Consider the following 14,759-nt stretch of genomic DNA (forward strand, 5'->3'; position numbering starts at 1 on the left):
CCGTGCTTATGCGTGAGCCGCTATTCTGGTTTGCGGGAAGCTATAAATAAAGCAGGAGGTGCGAAGCGTGCGTAAAATCTATGTATTTGACACAACGCTGCGTGATGGAGAGCAATCTCCAGGAGTCAATCTGAACACTCGTGAGAAAGTGGAGATTGCCCATCAACTGGAGCGGCTTGGCATTGACCGGATGGAGGCAGGTTTCCCGGCAGCATCTCCAGGTGACCTTGCCGCAGTTAACGCCGTAGCGAAAGCGGTTAAAAATGTTACGGTAATTGGCTTGTCCCGTTCGAGAGAGCAGGACATTGATGCGGTGAGGGAAGCGCTTAAAGGCGCACAGGACCCTTGTATTCACGTGTTTTTAGCGACCTCGCCGATCCATCGCCAGCACAAGCTGCGCATGGATAAAGGACAGGTGCTGGATACAGCACGTTCTGCCATTCGTTATGCGAAGAAGACATTTTCGAAAATTGAATTTTCCTTGGAGGATGCAGGGCGTACCGAGTATGATTTCCTCGTGGAAATGGTGAATATGGCGGTTGAAGAGGGTGCTTCGGTCGTCAATATTCCAGATACGGTCGGTTATCTGAGTCCGTACGAATACGGAAATATTTTCAAACATCTGAAGGAAAATGTTCACAATATCGATAAGGTTCAGCTGAGTGCCCACTGTCATAACGATCTGGGTATGGCCACTGCCAATACACTTGCAGCCATCCTTAATGGCGCAGATCAAATCGAAGGAACGATCAACGGAATTGGAGAGCGTGCAGGTAACACGGCGATTGAAGAAATCGCAATGGCGCTGGAAACACGTCAGGAGTTTTTCCAGGCGAAAACAACGCTGCAGTTGTCAGAAATTGCACGTACCAGCCGTTTGGTCAGCCGTTTGACGGGTATGGTTGTTCCAGGGAACAAAGCGATTGTTGGCGCTAACGCCTTTGCGCACGAGTCTGGTATTCACCAGGATGGCATGCTGAAGGAAAAAACCACCTATGAAATCATGACGCCAGAAACGATTGGGCTTAAAGAGAGCAAGCTGGTGCTGGGTAAACACTCCGGTCGCCACGCGTTCCGCGAGCGCTTGATTGACCTCGGCTATGAGCTGGACGAAGAGGCGTTGAACCGTGCTTTTGCACAATTTAAAGATCTGGCAGACAAGAAAAAAGAAGTTACCGATGAAGACCTGCTTGCTGTAATCGAGGAAAAATTGCAGGATGCTCCTGAGGTGTACAAACTGGAATCCATCTTTGTTACGTATGGTGATGAATCCGTGCCTACGGCTAAAGTTCGCATTGCGATGCTGGATGGCGCAGCGGTGGAGAAACAGGCTGAAGGCAATGGTTCAGTGGATGCGATCTATAACGCTATCGATCAAGTGAGTGGGGAAGAGGTCACGCTGTCGGATTATTCCATCAAATCGGTAACACATGGCAAGGATGCCCTTGGTGAAGTTCATGTCGTGCTGACTCAAAATCAGGTTTCTGTTCAAGGACGCGGGGTGAGCACAGATATTCTTGGTGCTAGTGCTCGTGCGTACGTAGACGGTTTGAACCAATTGATTGAGAAGCGCAAAACGTACACGAACCGTGTTAACGTTAATTTGTAGAAGAATACTGCACCGCGTGCTTAAAGCACAATTTCAGGCCTGCTAACTAGGCGTGTACAGTACAACAGCTAAAGCCGAAAATATTAAAAAGTCTGCCCCCTCTGAAGTCAACTGTATCCTAAAGTATAGACGTGATGAAGTCTATCTATTATGAGCACAGTTCAACGGGGGGCAGACTTTTTTTATTACAATTTTACCATGCGTATGCGTTAGGAGCGTGCCCACCAGGCCCAGGGAAGATCTCATCCAGACGTTTGAGGGTGGATTCATCCAGTGTCAGGTCGAGACATTTCAGGGCGCTTTCGAACTGCTCGAGTGTACGGGGACCAATAATTGGTGCAGTCACAGCCGGATTGGCAGCTACCCAAGCAAGGGCAACCGTATCCTGCGGCTCACCCAGATCACGGCACAGCGCAGCAAAATCTTCAAGCTGTGTCTGATGCTGCTCAATGCGTTCTGCAATGCCTCCGCTGCGTGTTCCTTCAAGCTTCTGCATCGCATTACGTCCAAGCAATCCGCCATCGAGCGGGCTCCATGGAATAACGCCGAGCCCGAGCGCTTTAGCGGCCGGTAATACCTCCAGTTCAGGCAGACGGCAGTTCAGGCTGTATTTATGCTGCTCGGATACAAGACCGAGGAAGTGACGATTCTTCGCTTCACTCTGGGCAAGCGCGATCTGCCAAGCGGCGAAGTTACTTGAGCCGACATATCCAATTTTGCCCTGATATACGGCATGTTCAAATGCTCCCCACAGCTCGTCCCACGTAATAACCGGATCGACATGATGCATCTGGTACAGCTCAATATGATCGGTTTGCAGACGCTGCAGCGAACCTTCGAGGTGGCGTCTGATTTTGTATGCGGAGAGCCCCGCCTCGTTGTTGGGGCCATCTGTTTCATCATGCATGGAACCATAGACTTTGGTAGCAAGCACAACCTTTTCACGTCTGCCGCCGCCTTGTTTGAACCATCGCCCGATAATCTTTTCCGTAAGACCGGAATTTTCACCCCAGCCATAAATGTTAGCGGTATCAAAAAAGTTAACACCTGCATCCAGCGCTGCGTCCATAATGCGGAAAGCTTCTTTCTCGTCGGTGGCCGGCCCGAAATTCATCGTACCCAGACAGATGCGGCTGACTTTAAGGCCTGATTTACCTAAATAAGAATAATGCATGGTGAACATCCCTCCAGCATACCTGATTTGATTTCAGCTATATTTTAACTTACCCTGTCCTGACGAACAACTTTAAAGCTAGGATTCGCCCCCTTATAGGTAAAAACTATTAAAGTCATAGATTGTATATCTTGGTCAAATGACCGCAGAATATGATACAAAGAAGAGAGTTATTTATGAGACGATGTTTTACACAGTCACAATCGATTGGCAGATAAGTGACGAATGAAGATGAGGGAGTGGACAACCTATGGCAGACGTGAAAAAAATTGCAGTAATCGCAGGTGACGGAATTGGTCCTGAAGTTGTGGCCGAGGCGGAGAAAGTTTTGAAACGTACGGAGGAAGTATTCGGTTATCGCTTTGAAACTGAGCATGCACTCTTTGGTGGTATTGCCATCGATGAGAAAGGTACACCGCTTCCGGAAGAAACACTGACTGTATGTAAAAATGCAGATGCAGTGCTGCTCGGAGCAGTAGGCGGACCGAAATGGGACAATAACAGCAAGGAGCTTCGTCCTGAAACAGGACTGCTGGGCATTCGCAAAGCGCTCGGTCTATTCTCTAATTTGCGTCCGGCTGTCGTATTCGACTGCTTGAAAGACGCTTCCACCCTAAAACCGGAAGTGCTTGAAGGCACAGACTTGATGGTCGTTCGTGAACTGACAGGCGGAATTTATTTCGGTGAGAAGTTCAGACGTGAAAGTGCACAGGGCGAAGAGGCAGTGGATACTTGTGCTTACAACGTATCTGAAGTAGAACGCATCGTTCGTCAGGCCTTTGAGATTGCTCAGGGCCGCCGTAAAAAGCTGGCTTCCGTTGATAAAGCGAACGTGCTGGAAACGTCCCGCCTCTGGCGTGAAGTGGTTAACCGGGTAGCTCCGGATTACCCGGATGTTGAACTGGAACACGTGCTTGTAGATAACTGTGCGATGCAGCTGCTGCGTCGTCCGGCAAGCTTCGATGTTATTGTAACGGAAAATATGTTTGGCGACATTTTGAGTGATGAAGCGGCAATGCTTACAGGTTCCATCGGTATGCTTGCTTCCGCATCGCTGGGTGAAGGCAGCTTCGGACTCTACGAACCGGTACACGGTTCTGCGCCGGATATTGCCGGCCAAGGCTTGGCTAACCCGATTGCAACCATCCTGTCTCTGGCGTTGATGTTCCGTACAACGTTTGGATATGCAGAAGGTGCTGATGCAATTGAAGAGGCTGTAGCGAATGTTCTGAACGCAGGTCACCGTACAAGTGACATCGCCGTCGACAAGAGCAAAGCGATCAGCACCACCGAGATGGGCGACCTGATTGTCGCAGCTATTCAGAAAAAGGCTTAAATTTCCGTTTCAGCCTGTCCGCGTATTGAAACATTAAACATATCTCAGGATACAGTCCTGTGCTTCGTATAAGAAACAGCCCTTTGATACCCTAGTAGAACGTCTTTTGGTTTCTAATAGCGGAAAATGCAGAGGGCTGTTCCTTTCTCATTTTTCGTTTAAATTCGGCACGGAAATTTCTTATTTATAATTATTATAAAAAAATAACGTTTATAATCTTGACTTTGAGAAGTGCGGATGATAACATTTTATTTGTACTTGAGAACAAGTATCAAAACAATTAATGACAGGACAAGCGCTTGCGTGTATCCTGATGATGAGCAATCCGCACGGATGCTTACATAATCCCAAAGGAGGAATTTTTAGTTATGGCAGAACGTTTGGTAGGTAGACCGGCACCAGATTTCGCAATGGAAACAGTATCAGGAGACGGACAAGATTTTGGTTCCGTTAAACTGTCCGATTACCGCGGTAAATGGCTTGTATTCTTCTTTTATCCTTTGGACTTCACATTTGTGTGCCCAACAGAGATTACAGCTTTGAGCGACGCTTCCGAGCAATTCAAAGCTTTGGATACAGAAATTCTTGGCGTGAGCGTAGACTCCGTACACAGCCACAAAGCATGGATCAACACACCAAAAGACAGCAATGGTCTTGGTCAATTGAACTTCCCGCTTGCTTCCGACATCACGAAGCAAGTAGCTAAAGATTATGGTGTTCTGATCGAAGAAGAAGGCGTAGCACTGCGCGGTCTGTTTATCATCGATCCAGAAGGCGAACTGAAATACCAAGTGGTTAACCACAACGATGTAGGCCGTAGTGTTGAAGAAACACTTCGCGTACTGCAAGCACTGCAATCCGGCGGATTGTGTGCAATGAACTGGAAACCAGGCGACAGCAACCTGTAAGCCAGGTTTACTTGAACGGTTTATGTTCAAGCCCTCATCCCACTCGGGATTGAGGGCTTTTTGCAACCTTTTTCCACAGCAGAACGTTAACTTTATCAAGGTGTTTGAACAAGCTGCCAAGCGTGTTAATAATGTAATAGAAGAATGATTTCTTTTTTATAAGAGGAAAGAGGAATTGAAGGCTTATAAAGCGAATAGGGTATGGAAACCCGGTAATTATTCCGGTAATCCGCATTTATAATTTGCATATGAATGTGATACACTGTTTGAACGATTCCCTTTCGGAAGTTTTTGAAGTGCACGGGTTGTGTCTACACAAAAATCCCGGCACCTAATAAGGAGGGTGAACAAAGATGAGTTACTGTTGTGGGGCAAGTATGGTTGGAACGAAGGGCACGCTGAAGCATTACCGCACCCAGGTTCATAATGTTCCCCTGCTGTTCTGTCCGGTGTGTCACCGGGTTGAGGTGCACTACAAGGTTGAGAATGAGTATGAGATTCTTGCTGAGTATGCACATGGTGATGGAGCTTCTGAGATTGATTTTCAAGACTATGTGACAGAAGATGAGGATGCAATCTTTGAGAATTGCGTAAATCGTGAAAGTGAAGATGCGATGGTCATCGTTCAGCGTCAGATTGATATGTCACTTGATCTGCTGCGGCTCGCCAAGGAAATGAAAGATGAGAAATGGGAGAGCGAACTGAAACGCCGCCTTGCTGTCATGAGTCAGCGGAAATTGAAAATTCAACATAACAAGACCGGACTATAGATTGCAGTTGAGATGTTATGTCAGTGAACGATTGTCAGAAAATACGAAACGAAGCTGGTTTTCCTTTAAGGTGAAGAGGCTTCGTTTTTTGTGTTTTTTAAATAGATTCATGGATTATTTGCAAAATAACTCCCATTCGACACTTTCTCCGATTGACTCTATTCCCTAAACTTGTCTATGATAAAAACAGACTTGCAAAAGAGGCGGAGCAAAATAAAGGGTTTTCGTTTGGGAATTGGAAAAGGTTAGAAAGGAACAAACGTATATGATTTTTCCGGACTTTCTTTGGATTAACCGGATTAGACCAGCTTACGTTCCGGACATGCCATCCATATTTTCGGCTCAGCCCCCTGATGAAAGGGACCCGGTAATCAACAACCCAATCGGCCCTTCCTGTTTCTGTGATGATATGATGTCCGAACGGCAAAGTTTATCATTTACGTGAAAAGGAGGAACCTGAAGTGATTAGTGAATTTCAGGATACAGTGCCTCAACCAACGGACGTGCTTCCTCAAGTGCATCTGGATAACAATAAGTACGAAAATGTGCTGGAACACATGGATAGCGGCATCATGCTGTTTGACAATCTCGGTATCTTGACGTTTATTAATGTTCAGATGGCCAAACTGCTGGAACTGCCGAGAGATCTGTTAAGCGGCTGTACGTTAATGCAGATGCTGCGTCTGCCACAGATGAGCCGGTTTAAGAAAAAGAAAATTCTGAGGATTTACCGGGAGACGATCTTTCATCGTAAGCGCTATCATGAATTGACGGATGAGTATGGAAGACACTGGCTGGTAACGGTGACTTACGGCGATCAGATGGATGGTGATTTTCTATTCAGCGTCAAGGATGTATCGGATTACAAGCAGATTGAGCAAACCGCCTATCAAAATGACAAACTTGCTATGCTTGGCCGCATCTCCGCGTCAATTGCCCATGAAATTCGTAATCCGTTAACAGCTATTCGCGGATTTATCCAGCTGCTCCGGCCCCATCTGCTGCAGCTTGGCAAGGATGAGTACGCACGAATCATCCTAACGGAGATTGACAGGGCAAATGATATCATCTATGAGTTTTTGAATTCCTCCAAACCTTCGGCTCCGCAAAAAACGGTTATAACCGTAGAGTCTTTGCTTAAAGAAGTCGTTCTGCTGACCGAGAGTGAAGGGCTGATGAAAGGGTGCGAAATTCTGCTGGAGGTGGATGACACTCCGCTGCATGTGTCCATCGATGTGAAACAGATCAAACAGGTCATCTTGAATATTGTCAAAAATGCTATGGACGCGATCGAAGAAGTAGGTGAAGAGTATACAGGCAGGATTCGGATCACGACAGCTACGGAAAACAATTTTGTACAGATCACGATCGCTGATAATGGCCGCGGCATGGATCACAACACCTTGGTACGTCTGTTCGATCCATTCTTTACGACGAAAGAGAGCGGAACAGGTCTGGGACTCTCCGTGAGCTACCGTATCATTAAAAATCATGGAGGCACGATCTCAGTAGACAGCCAAAAGGGAGAAGGCACCAGCTTTGTGATCAAGCTTCCATTGGTATAATGGCACAAATGATGTCAGAAGGGATCGGTATCCTGCCGGTTCCTTTGTTTTTTGTTGGAACAAATAGGGTTATAGTTAGAAATGAATGCGAATACATATGCATCACGGAAGGAAGGGATTAGAAGTGAATATACACGATATGGAACAGATGAATGCACAATTAATTGAACATGCAGGTAGAGTGATTGTGGGTAAAGCTCATACGATGGAACTTATTTTGACAGCGATCATTGCGTCCGGCCATGTGCTTCTTGAAGATGTACCCGGCACGGGCAAAACGATGCTCGCGAAATCCATTGCTTCTTCACTGGACTGCACATTCCAGCGGATCCAATTTACTCCTGATCTGCTGCCATCCGATCTGACAGGCATTCATTTCTACAATCAAAAATCAGGAGACTTTGAATTCAGACCTGGCCCGCTGTTTGCAAATCTTGTGCTGGCAGACGAGATTAATCGGGCCACGCCGCGGACGCAGTCCAGCTTGCTGGAATGTATGGAAGAACGTCAGATCAGTATAGACGGTTCAACGAGACAGCTCGAAAGACCGTTTATCGTTATCGCTACGCAGAACCCCATTGATAATCAAGGGACATTTCCACTGCCGGAAGCCCAGATGGACCGCTTTATGATGAAGATTCGTATGGGGTATCCAACCGGGGAAGAAAGTATAGAGATATTGCGAAGAACCGTGGCCAGCCGCTCTGTAGATGAGCTGTCCGCCATTATTCCGCGTGAACAGCTTATGGAAGCCCAGGAAGCGTATAAAACCGTTACCGTAAACGAAGATCTCATGCATTACATCGTACAGCTCACTGAGGCGACCCGAAAACATGCTGAACTGTCGCTTGGCGTCAGTCCGCGGGGTGCACAGGCGCTTTTGAAAGCTAGTCAGGCCTGGGCTGCTCTGCATGGCAGAGACTACGTGGTACCGGATGATATCAAGATATTGGCCGAACCTGTGCTGGCCCATCGACTGGTCTTTCGTAATCGAATCAGACAGCAGGATGGACTTGCGGAACAGATCATTCAGCAGATTTTGAGCCAGACCGAGGTGCCAACCGAGACACTTGCTGCAGGCGGACAATAGGCGTATGGCACTTCTATGGCTTGTCGTCGTAGGGAGTTTAGTCATTGTGCTGCACGGCATATGGTTTGGACGTCCTGTGCTTCAGAATCTCAAGTACAGCAGACAGTTCAGCAAAACGCGCTGTTACGCTGGCGATGAACTGGAGATGGTTGAAACCATATCGAATGAAAAACGAATTTCCGTACCGTGGCTCAGACTTGAGGCAATGATGCCGGCTTCTTTTGTTTTTCGCTCAGGTTCGGGTATGGACATCAGTCAAGGCAATATTTATCAGAACCATAAAAGCATCTTCACATTAAAACCGTACAATCGAATTACGCGTACGCATCCGTTCGTCTGCTCGAGGCGCGGAGTGTATACGATGGATACAGTGACAATGACCGGAGGGGACCTGTTTGGTGTATGGCGCAGCACAAAGCCCATTTCTGTGCAGATGTCAATGGTTGTATACCCTACTTTAGTCAGCATAGAAGATATGCCGGCAATCTATCAGGTATGGCAGGGTGAGGTGGAAGTTTCTCGCTGGATTGTGGAAGATCCGTTCCTGATCTTAGGGGTACGGCCGTATGGTGCTGGTGACCCTATGAATCGTATTCACTGGAAAGCGAGTGCACGTACAGGAGAACTTCAAGTGTACAAGCAGGGTTGGACGGCAGACCCGCAGTCGTGGATTATCGTGAATATCCAAGATTCGGCGGAGATGTGGAGTGTTGTTACGAAGCCTGAGCTGATCGAGCAGGCACTGCGTTATGCAGCCACTGCCGCTGTCGATGCTGTTGGCAGAGGTCTGCCTGCCGGATTTGCCCATAACGGCTATCCTGCTGGGGGTGGTCGCGATGTGGTTCGAATTAAACCGGATTATGGAACACCTCATCTGGAATTGCTGCTGGAGGCAATGGCTGAAACCGAGTTGAAGTGTTTGGTGCCGATGGAGCAGTTTTTGCAGGATGAAGTAAGGTTAAACGAAGAGGAACAGCAGGTCCGCAGCTATTTGTTAATTACGTCCTATGTATCTCCTGCGATGGAGCATGAGATCGGACGTCTGCATGAGCAGGGACACCGGGTAACAATTCTGCCTGTCGAGCAGTCGAAACGTAAAGCGGAGGCGGTGGGCGCATGAGTGATCAAGTCGAAATAAAACAAACATCCCTCATCCCGGTACTGTCTGTCCTTTTGATTGCAATCTACCTGTTTCCGCTCTTCACAGTCACATCGCTCTATACGGAGTCATATTTTCCTTACCTGCTATTTATTTTGTTTGCTCTGACCGCCTGTTCCGCTCAATGGACGAGATATCGATATACGAAATTAGCAGAACAGAGTTCATTCGTTCGAGGTGTTATCGCATCTGCTGCAGGCATTTTGTCAGCACTGGCTTTGGGCACCGTATTAACTCTCTCGCTTCCTGAGGTCATTACGCTTGGAGCAGGAATATTCACTGCCGTATATATAGGTTTGAATTTCGATCCTGCTTACCATTCCATTACGCTGTGGCGCCTGCAGATCACCGGCACCATCAGTGCGATTGTGCTTACGATTGCGGCAGCTCAGATCGAATTCCTGCAGCCGATGCTGCTGTATACAGGGTATGTCTATGCTGCCGGAGTTATCAGCTTTGGATTCTGGATTGTGGGACAGTACAGGGCGCAGCTGGATCGGGCGGTGCTTAACGATGGCAGACGCAGAATGGTACTGAGGGAATTCACGAGGGCGAACCATCGCCGAATCACCTGGATGCTGATTATAACAGCAGGCATTGGTGCTTTTCCAAGTCTCGCTGCCTGGCTTGCACCACTTCGTGATCGTCTGCTGGCGTGGATCAGAGGTTTATTTGGTAATCCTTCTCCGCCGCAGCTGCCTGATACGCCTCAGATGCCTAATGAGCCCATGAATTTGCCTGATGAATTAAGCGGGCCGCCTTCGGAACTGTCGGTGCTCTGGGACATACTCGGCTGGATCGTTTTTGGAGCGGCAGCGGCATTAATTGCTTGGCTTTTATTCAGACTGGGTAGAACGGTCCTAGATAAACTGGCGCAGCGGTTTAAGGGAATGCTGCAGCCTGTGCAGAAGAGACAGGGACCGAAAACGGAATATGTGGATATAAGCGAAACGCTGGAAGCGCCGACCAAAGTCCGCAAGCGCTGGTTTCGTAAGAAGGAGCCTGTTCCAGTTCAGGCTGGAGATCGTATCCGGTATTACTATCGAATGTGGGTGAGCCAGGCCGTGGAGCGCGGCGCCCAGATTGAAAAGTCTCATACACCGCTGGAAGCAGCGAAAACGATCAAGATGAGCCATTCGAAGCCTAAAGACGGGGCAGAGGACGAGATCGCACGGAGGCTCCCAGAAGTCTATAACGCTGTACGTTACGGGGAGAAAGCCGAGGAGAATACCGATATGGTTGAGATGGACCGAATCTGGAAATCTTACAGTAAATAAGCGCGGAATCCCTTTACTTTTCTTGTCACGTTCAAGTATCATGAGAGGAATACACAAGTTGGTCAGAAAAGGAGCAGACATTAATGAAGACAAATCATTGTAAAATTGTAGATTGTACCATCCGTGATGGTGGATTGGTAAATAATTGGGATTTTAGCGTGGACTTTGTTCAAAAGTTGTATGCAGGACTGAACGAAGCTGGCGTTGATTATATGGAAATTGGCTACAAAAACTCGCCGAAGCTGCTCAAAGGCTCCGAGGATGCCGGACCATGGCGCTTCCTGAACGATGATTTTCTTCGTAAAGTGATTCCGCAAAAAGGGAATACCAAATTATCCGCACTTGTTGATGTAGGACGTGTAGATGAGAATGATATTTTACCGCGCAGCGAGAGTATGCTCGACCTGATTCGGGTTGCTTGTTACAGCAAAGATGTGGACAAGGCACTTGCACTGGTGCAGACATTCCACGATCGCGGTTATGAAACGACACTGAATATTATGGCGCTCTCCAATGTCATGGAGAATGAATTGCTGGAAGCTTTTGAATTGATCAAAGAGAGTTCGGTTGATGTGGTATACATCGTAGACTCTTACGGCAGTCTGGATCATAACGATGTGAAGTATCTCGTAGAAAAGTTCAAAACACATCTGCCAAACAAACGTCTTGGTGTGCATACCCATAACAATATGCAGCTGGCGTTCTCCAACACACTTGTTGCTGCTGAACTCGGTGTTGAATTGCTGGATGCATCCGTATACGGCATGGGACGTGCGGCAGGCAACTGCCCTACGGAGCTGCTGGTGGCCCATCTGAAAGGAACGAAGTATAATCTGCGTCCAGTCCTTGACGTATTGGAACAGCTGATGGTTCCGTTGAGAGAAAAAGAAGAATGGGGTTACATTTTGCCTTACATGATTACGGGTGCACTGGATGAGCATCCACGTTCGGCTATGGCACTTCGTTCATCGGAGAACAAAGACAAAGTCGTTGATTTCTACGATAAGCTGACAACGCCTGAAGTGAATTTCGATAAGTAAAAATAGTCTGAAAAGCGGATGTAAATTCTAAAAAACATGGTCTCTGAGAAGAGGTCCATGTTTTTTAGTTCTTTATGCCTTGTTTTTACTCATTTATATGAATAGATATTCCTACTTATGCCTAATTTTTAGTTCACGAATACGGATTTAAATGTTATTATGTACCAGATAGAACATTCGTAGAATTAAATTAAACAGTGGTCAATATATTTTTTTGTCGAAATGTGTAATATACTTGGTGAACTGTTTAATAAACATGATGAACTTAGATAAGCAGAATTTAGTTTTATACGTATTTCAGGATAGTGATCCCGGGAAGGAAAACATGGCATGAAGGTTAAAATGCAAGGTCAGAGTCAAATAGTTTGGGTCGCCATCGGCGGCTTATTGTTTTTCCTCGTAAGTCAATGGTTTCGTTCTTACTCAGGCTCTGATTTGATCATTTCGGGTTACCCGGTACTAATGCTTCTGGGTGGGTTCGCTGCTGCTGCCGCCTGTATTGGAATCTATAATCAAAGCTGGTTGTTCCAGACTCAAAAGCTGACACTGCGCAGAGTGCTGCTGACAACACTCTTTTTGATGATAGGTCTATTTGAGTTGGTACACGTCGTTTCTTTTGCTGAAGAAACACCCGGCGGAGCGATGATGGAATCCGAATTTTCCTTAATGATGTCAACGATGGGATCACTAATAAGTTCATCAGGTCTATTATTCATATATACCGTAAGGGAGAAAGAATTTGCATTACCGCGCAAATTTCTTTTGTTTGGCGCAACGCTCGGCAGTTTTCTTATTTTGTACATACTCGCCATTCAAGAGTGGAGTATGATGCCTGAAATGCTTGATGTTCACCTGCTTGGTATTTTGTTCACTCGTATGCATTTGATAACAAGCGGACTGTATTTGGCTGGGGCTGTCGTTCTGTATGTGCAGTGGAAAAAGACCAGAAATGCCGATCTGCCGCCGGTATTATGCGGTATACTCAGTTTTCTGATGGGCCAGGTCTACTGCGTGACCGCCACCGCAGTGGATGATCTCAATCTGCTGCTTGGCATGCTCAGCAATTGTATGGGCTACTTTTTCATTCAAAAGGGGCTCTATGCATCCGTAGTGGATACACCTTTTCTGCAGCAGCAGGCTGCCGAGGCCAAAATGAACTATATTGCACATCATGATGATGTTACAGGTCTTCCGAACCGCCGCCGTCTTAGTCAGCGGCTTCAATTAATGATGAAGGATGCTGCCCGGGAAGAAAAACTCGTGGGTGTGCTCGTGCTTAATATTAATCGCTTCAAAACGATTAATGACTCGCTTGGGCAGCAAGCGGCTAATCGGGTTTTGCGACAAGTGGGTCAGCGTCTGAATCACTCCTCACTTCCGGGAGAAGAGGTATTTGGACTGGGTAGAGATGAATTTGCGCTGACCATGACGGATTTTTACAGTACAGATACAGCGCTGGGCAGAACAAGATCCATCCTGCAGCTGTTCGAGAAACCTGTTATGGTTGACGGGAATGAGTACCATCTTACCCTGGGCATAGGTATGGCAATTTATCCTTATGACGGAGAGTCCCCACAAGAGATGATACAGAATGCGGATACAGCACTGCACAGTGCCAAGGAGCAGGGGATTGAGCTCAATCGCTACGCACATGCGATGCAGATGAAAGCCCAGGAACGCCTGCAGCTCGAGAATGACCTGCGCAAAGCGCTGGCTCGGGGGCAGTTTTATCTGGTATACCAGCCTCAGGTGAATCTGCAAAGTGGGTTGGTCGTAGGTATGGAGGCTCTTGTTAGATGGCAGCATCCGCAGCGAGGTTCGGTGTCTCCAGCAGAATTTATTCCGCTGGCCGAAGAGAGTGGACTGATTGTTCCTCTTGGGGAATGGGTGCTGCGTCAGGCATGTGCACAGAACAAGTTGTGGCAGGAAGCCGGTTATCGCAAGCTGTGTGTATCCGTTAACCTTTCGATGAGACAGTTCAGACATTCCCACCTGCTCGATAGTATTAACAGTATACTGAGAGAAACGGGGCTGGAACCGGCATGGCTTGAACTGGAGATCACCGAGAGCATGACATTTGATAAAGACCGTGCCTTTGAGCAGCTTCACAAAATTAAGGAAATTGGTGTACACATCAGTATTGATGACTTTGGTACAGGGTACAGCTCATTACATTATCTGAAAGATTTACCCATTGACCGGCTCAAGATTGACCGCTCATTTGTTAATGAGATCAAGGAAGATAGTAATAACGCTGCCATTGTATCCACCATCACTTCGATGGCACACCACTTGCATTTAAAAGTTACAGCTGAAGGTGTAGAGAACGAAGAACAGATGATGTTCCTGCGCAACCAGCACTGTCATGAGGCACAAGGGTACTTTTTCAGTAAACCCATTGATGCGGTAAACTTTGAGAAGAGGTTTTTGAGAGACGTAGAAAAACCTGCGGGATAAAGAGCAGCAGGGTCGCGTGAGCGTTCCTGCCTTTTGGTTATTCAATTTAATGGAAAAATTGCAAATGCACCTTGCACGTTAGTGCGGATCGTGGTATATTAGTTTTTGTAAAATTACTGTTAACTTCCATTGGAATTTAACGGGACGTAGCTCAGCTTGGTAGAGCACCTGGTTTGGGACCAGGGGGTCGCATGTTCAAATCGTGTCGTCCCGATTGCTTATCTTGCGGGTGTAGTTCAATGGTAGAACTTTAGCCTTCCAAGCTAATAGCGTGGGTTCGATTCCCATCACCCGCTTAACAGCATTACTTGGAAAACCCTTGAATGATCAAGGGTTTTTCTTTTTGTCTGAACATTTATTGCAGACAGCTGCAT

The 14,759-nt window shown here is 47.1% G+C and carries 11 protein-coding genes and 2 tRNA genes; 12 read left to right on the top strand and 1 reads right to left on the bottom strand.

Going from position 1 to position 14,759, the window contains the following annotated elements; all coding sequences use genetic code 11:
* Positions 1-67 precede the first annotated feature (67 nt).
* Entirely contained in the window at positions 68-1,609 is a 1,542-nt protein-coding gene (locus MKY97_RS08700; RefSeq protein WP_342555053.1) for a 2-isopropylmalate synthase, read from the top strand.
* Positions 1,610-1,802: 193 nt separating this feature from the next.
* Here MKY97_RS08700 and MKY97_RS08705 read toward each other — a convergent pair whose 3' ends face one another.
* Positions 1,803-2,783: an aldo/keto reductase gene (locus MKY97_RS08705; RefSeq protein WP_342555054.1), complete on the bottom strand. Its 981-nt coding sequence runs from the start codon at positions 2,781-2,783 to the stop codon at positions 1,803-1,805.
* 250 nt (positions 2,784-3,033) lie between these two features.
* Here MKY97_RS08705 and leuB point away from each other — a divergent pair, with 250 nt between their 5' ends.
* From leuB to MKY97_RS08760, 11 genes are all read left to right on the top strand, one after another.
* On the top strand, positions 3,034-4,119 hold the full coding sequence (gene leuB, locus MKY97_RS08710) for a 3-isopropylmalate dehydrogenase (protein ID WP_342555055.1): 1,086 nt from the start codon (positions 3,034-3,036) through the stop codon (positions 4,117-4,119).
* A 368-nt stretch (positions 4,120-4,487) separates the two neighbouring features.
* On the top strand, positions 4,488-5,027 hold the full coding sequence (locus MKY97_RS08715) for a peroxiredoxin (RefSeq protein WP_062320195.1): 540 nt from the start codon (positions 4,488-4,490) through the stop codon (positions 5,025-5,027).
* 353 nt (positions 5,028-5,380) lie between these two features.
* Positions 5,381-5,797: a hypothetical protein gene (locus MKY97_RS08720; RefSeq protein WP_090922221.1), complete on the top strand. Its 417-nt coding sequence runs from the start codon at positions 5,381-5,383 to the stop codon at positions 5,795-5,797.
* 485 nt (positions 5,798-6,282) lie between these two features.
* Positions 6,283-7,362 carry an ATP-binding protein gene (locus MKY97_RS08725; RefSeq protein ID WP_342556285.1) on the top strand — a complete coding sequence of 360 codons (1,080 nt, stop codon included), beginning with the start codon at positions 6,283-6,285 and terminating at the stop codon, positions 7,360-7,362.
* Positions 7,363-7,486: 124 nt separating this feature from the next.
* Positions 7,487-8,452 carry a MoxR family ATPase gene (locus tag MKY97_RS08730; RefSeq protein WP_342555056.1) on the top strand — a complete coding sequence of 322 codons (966 nt, stop codon included), beginning with the start codon at positions 7,487-7,489 and terminating at the stop codon, positions 8,450-8,452.
* Between the two features lie 4 nt (positions 8,453-8,456).
* On the top strand, positions 8,457-9,572 hold the full coding sequence (locus MKY97_RS08735; RefSeq protein WP_342555057.1) for a DUF58 domain-containing protein: 1,116 nt from the start codon (positions 8,457-8,459) through the stop codon (positions 9,570-9,572).
* On the top strand, positions 9,569-10,888 hold the full coding sequence (locus MKY97_RS08740; protein WP_342555058.1) for a hypothetical protein: 1,320 nt from the start codon (positions 9,569-9,571) through the stop codon (positions 10,886-10,888). The genes MKY97_RS08735 and MKY97_RS08740 overlap by 4 nt, the downstream gene beginning before the upstream one ends.
* A gap of 83 nt (positions 10,889-10,971) precedes the next feature.
* On the top strand, positions 10,972-11,928 hold the full coding sequence (locus MKY97_RS08745; protein ID WP_342555059.1) for an aldolase catalytic domain-containing protein: 957 nt from the start codon (positions 10,972-10,974) through the stop codon (positions 11,926-11,928).
* A 330-nt stretch (positions 11,929-12,258) separates the two neighbouring features.
* Positions 12,259-14,385 (top strand): EAL domain-containing protein, encoded by a 2,127-nt coding sequence (locus MKY97_RS08750; protein ID WP_342555060.1) that lies wholly within the window; start codon positions 12,259-12,261, stop codon positions 14,383-14,385.
* 140 nt (positions 14,386-14,525) lie between these two features.
* Positions 14,526-14,599: transfer RNA gene (locus tag MKY97_RS08755), tRNA-Pro, on the top strand.
* An 11-nt stretch (positions 14,600-14,610) separates the two neighbouring features.
* A tRNA-Gly gene (locus tag MKY97_RS08760) sits at positions 14,611-14,681 on the top strand.
* Positions 14,682-14,759 lie beyond the last annotated feature (78 nt).

The organism is Paenibacillus sp. FSL R7-0652 (genome assembly GCF_038595045.1).
In the GTDB taxonomy this organism is placed as follows: Bacteria; Bacillota; Bacilli; order Paenibacillales; family Paenibacillaceae; genus Paenibacillus.

Coding starts and splice junctions, on each gene's coding strand:
- MKY97_RS08705 (WP_342555054.1), bottom strand. CDS start 2,783: ATGCATTATTCTTATTTAGGTAAATCAGGCCTTAAAGTCAGCCGCATC.
- leuB (WP_342555055.1), top strand. CDS start 3,034: ATGGCAGACGTGAAAAAAATTGCAGTAATCGCAGGTGACGGAATTGGT.
- MKY97_RS08715 (WP_062320195.1), top strand. CDS start 4,488: ATGGCAGAACGTTTGGTAGGTAGACCGGCACCAGATTTCGCAATGGAA.
- MKY97_RS08720 (WP_090922221.1), top strand. CDS start 5,381: ATGAGTTACTGTTGTGGGGCAAGTATGGTTGGAACGAAGGGCACGCTG.
- MKY97_RS08735 (WP_342555057.1), top strand. CDS start 8,457: ATGGCACTTCTATGGCTTGTCGTCGTAGGGAGTTTAGTCATTGTGCTG.
- MKY97_RS08740 (WP_342555058.1), top strand. CDS start 9,569: ATGAGTGATCAAGTCGAAATAAAACAAACATCCCTCATCCCGGTACTG.
- MKY97_RS08745 (WP_342555059.1), top strand. CDS start 10,972: ATGAAGACAAATCATTGTAAAATTGTAGATTGTACCATCCGTGATGGT.
- MKY97_RS08750 (WP_342555060.1), top strand. CDS start 12,259: ATGAAGGTTAAAATGCAAGGTCAGAGTCAAATAGTTTGGGTCGCCATC.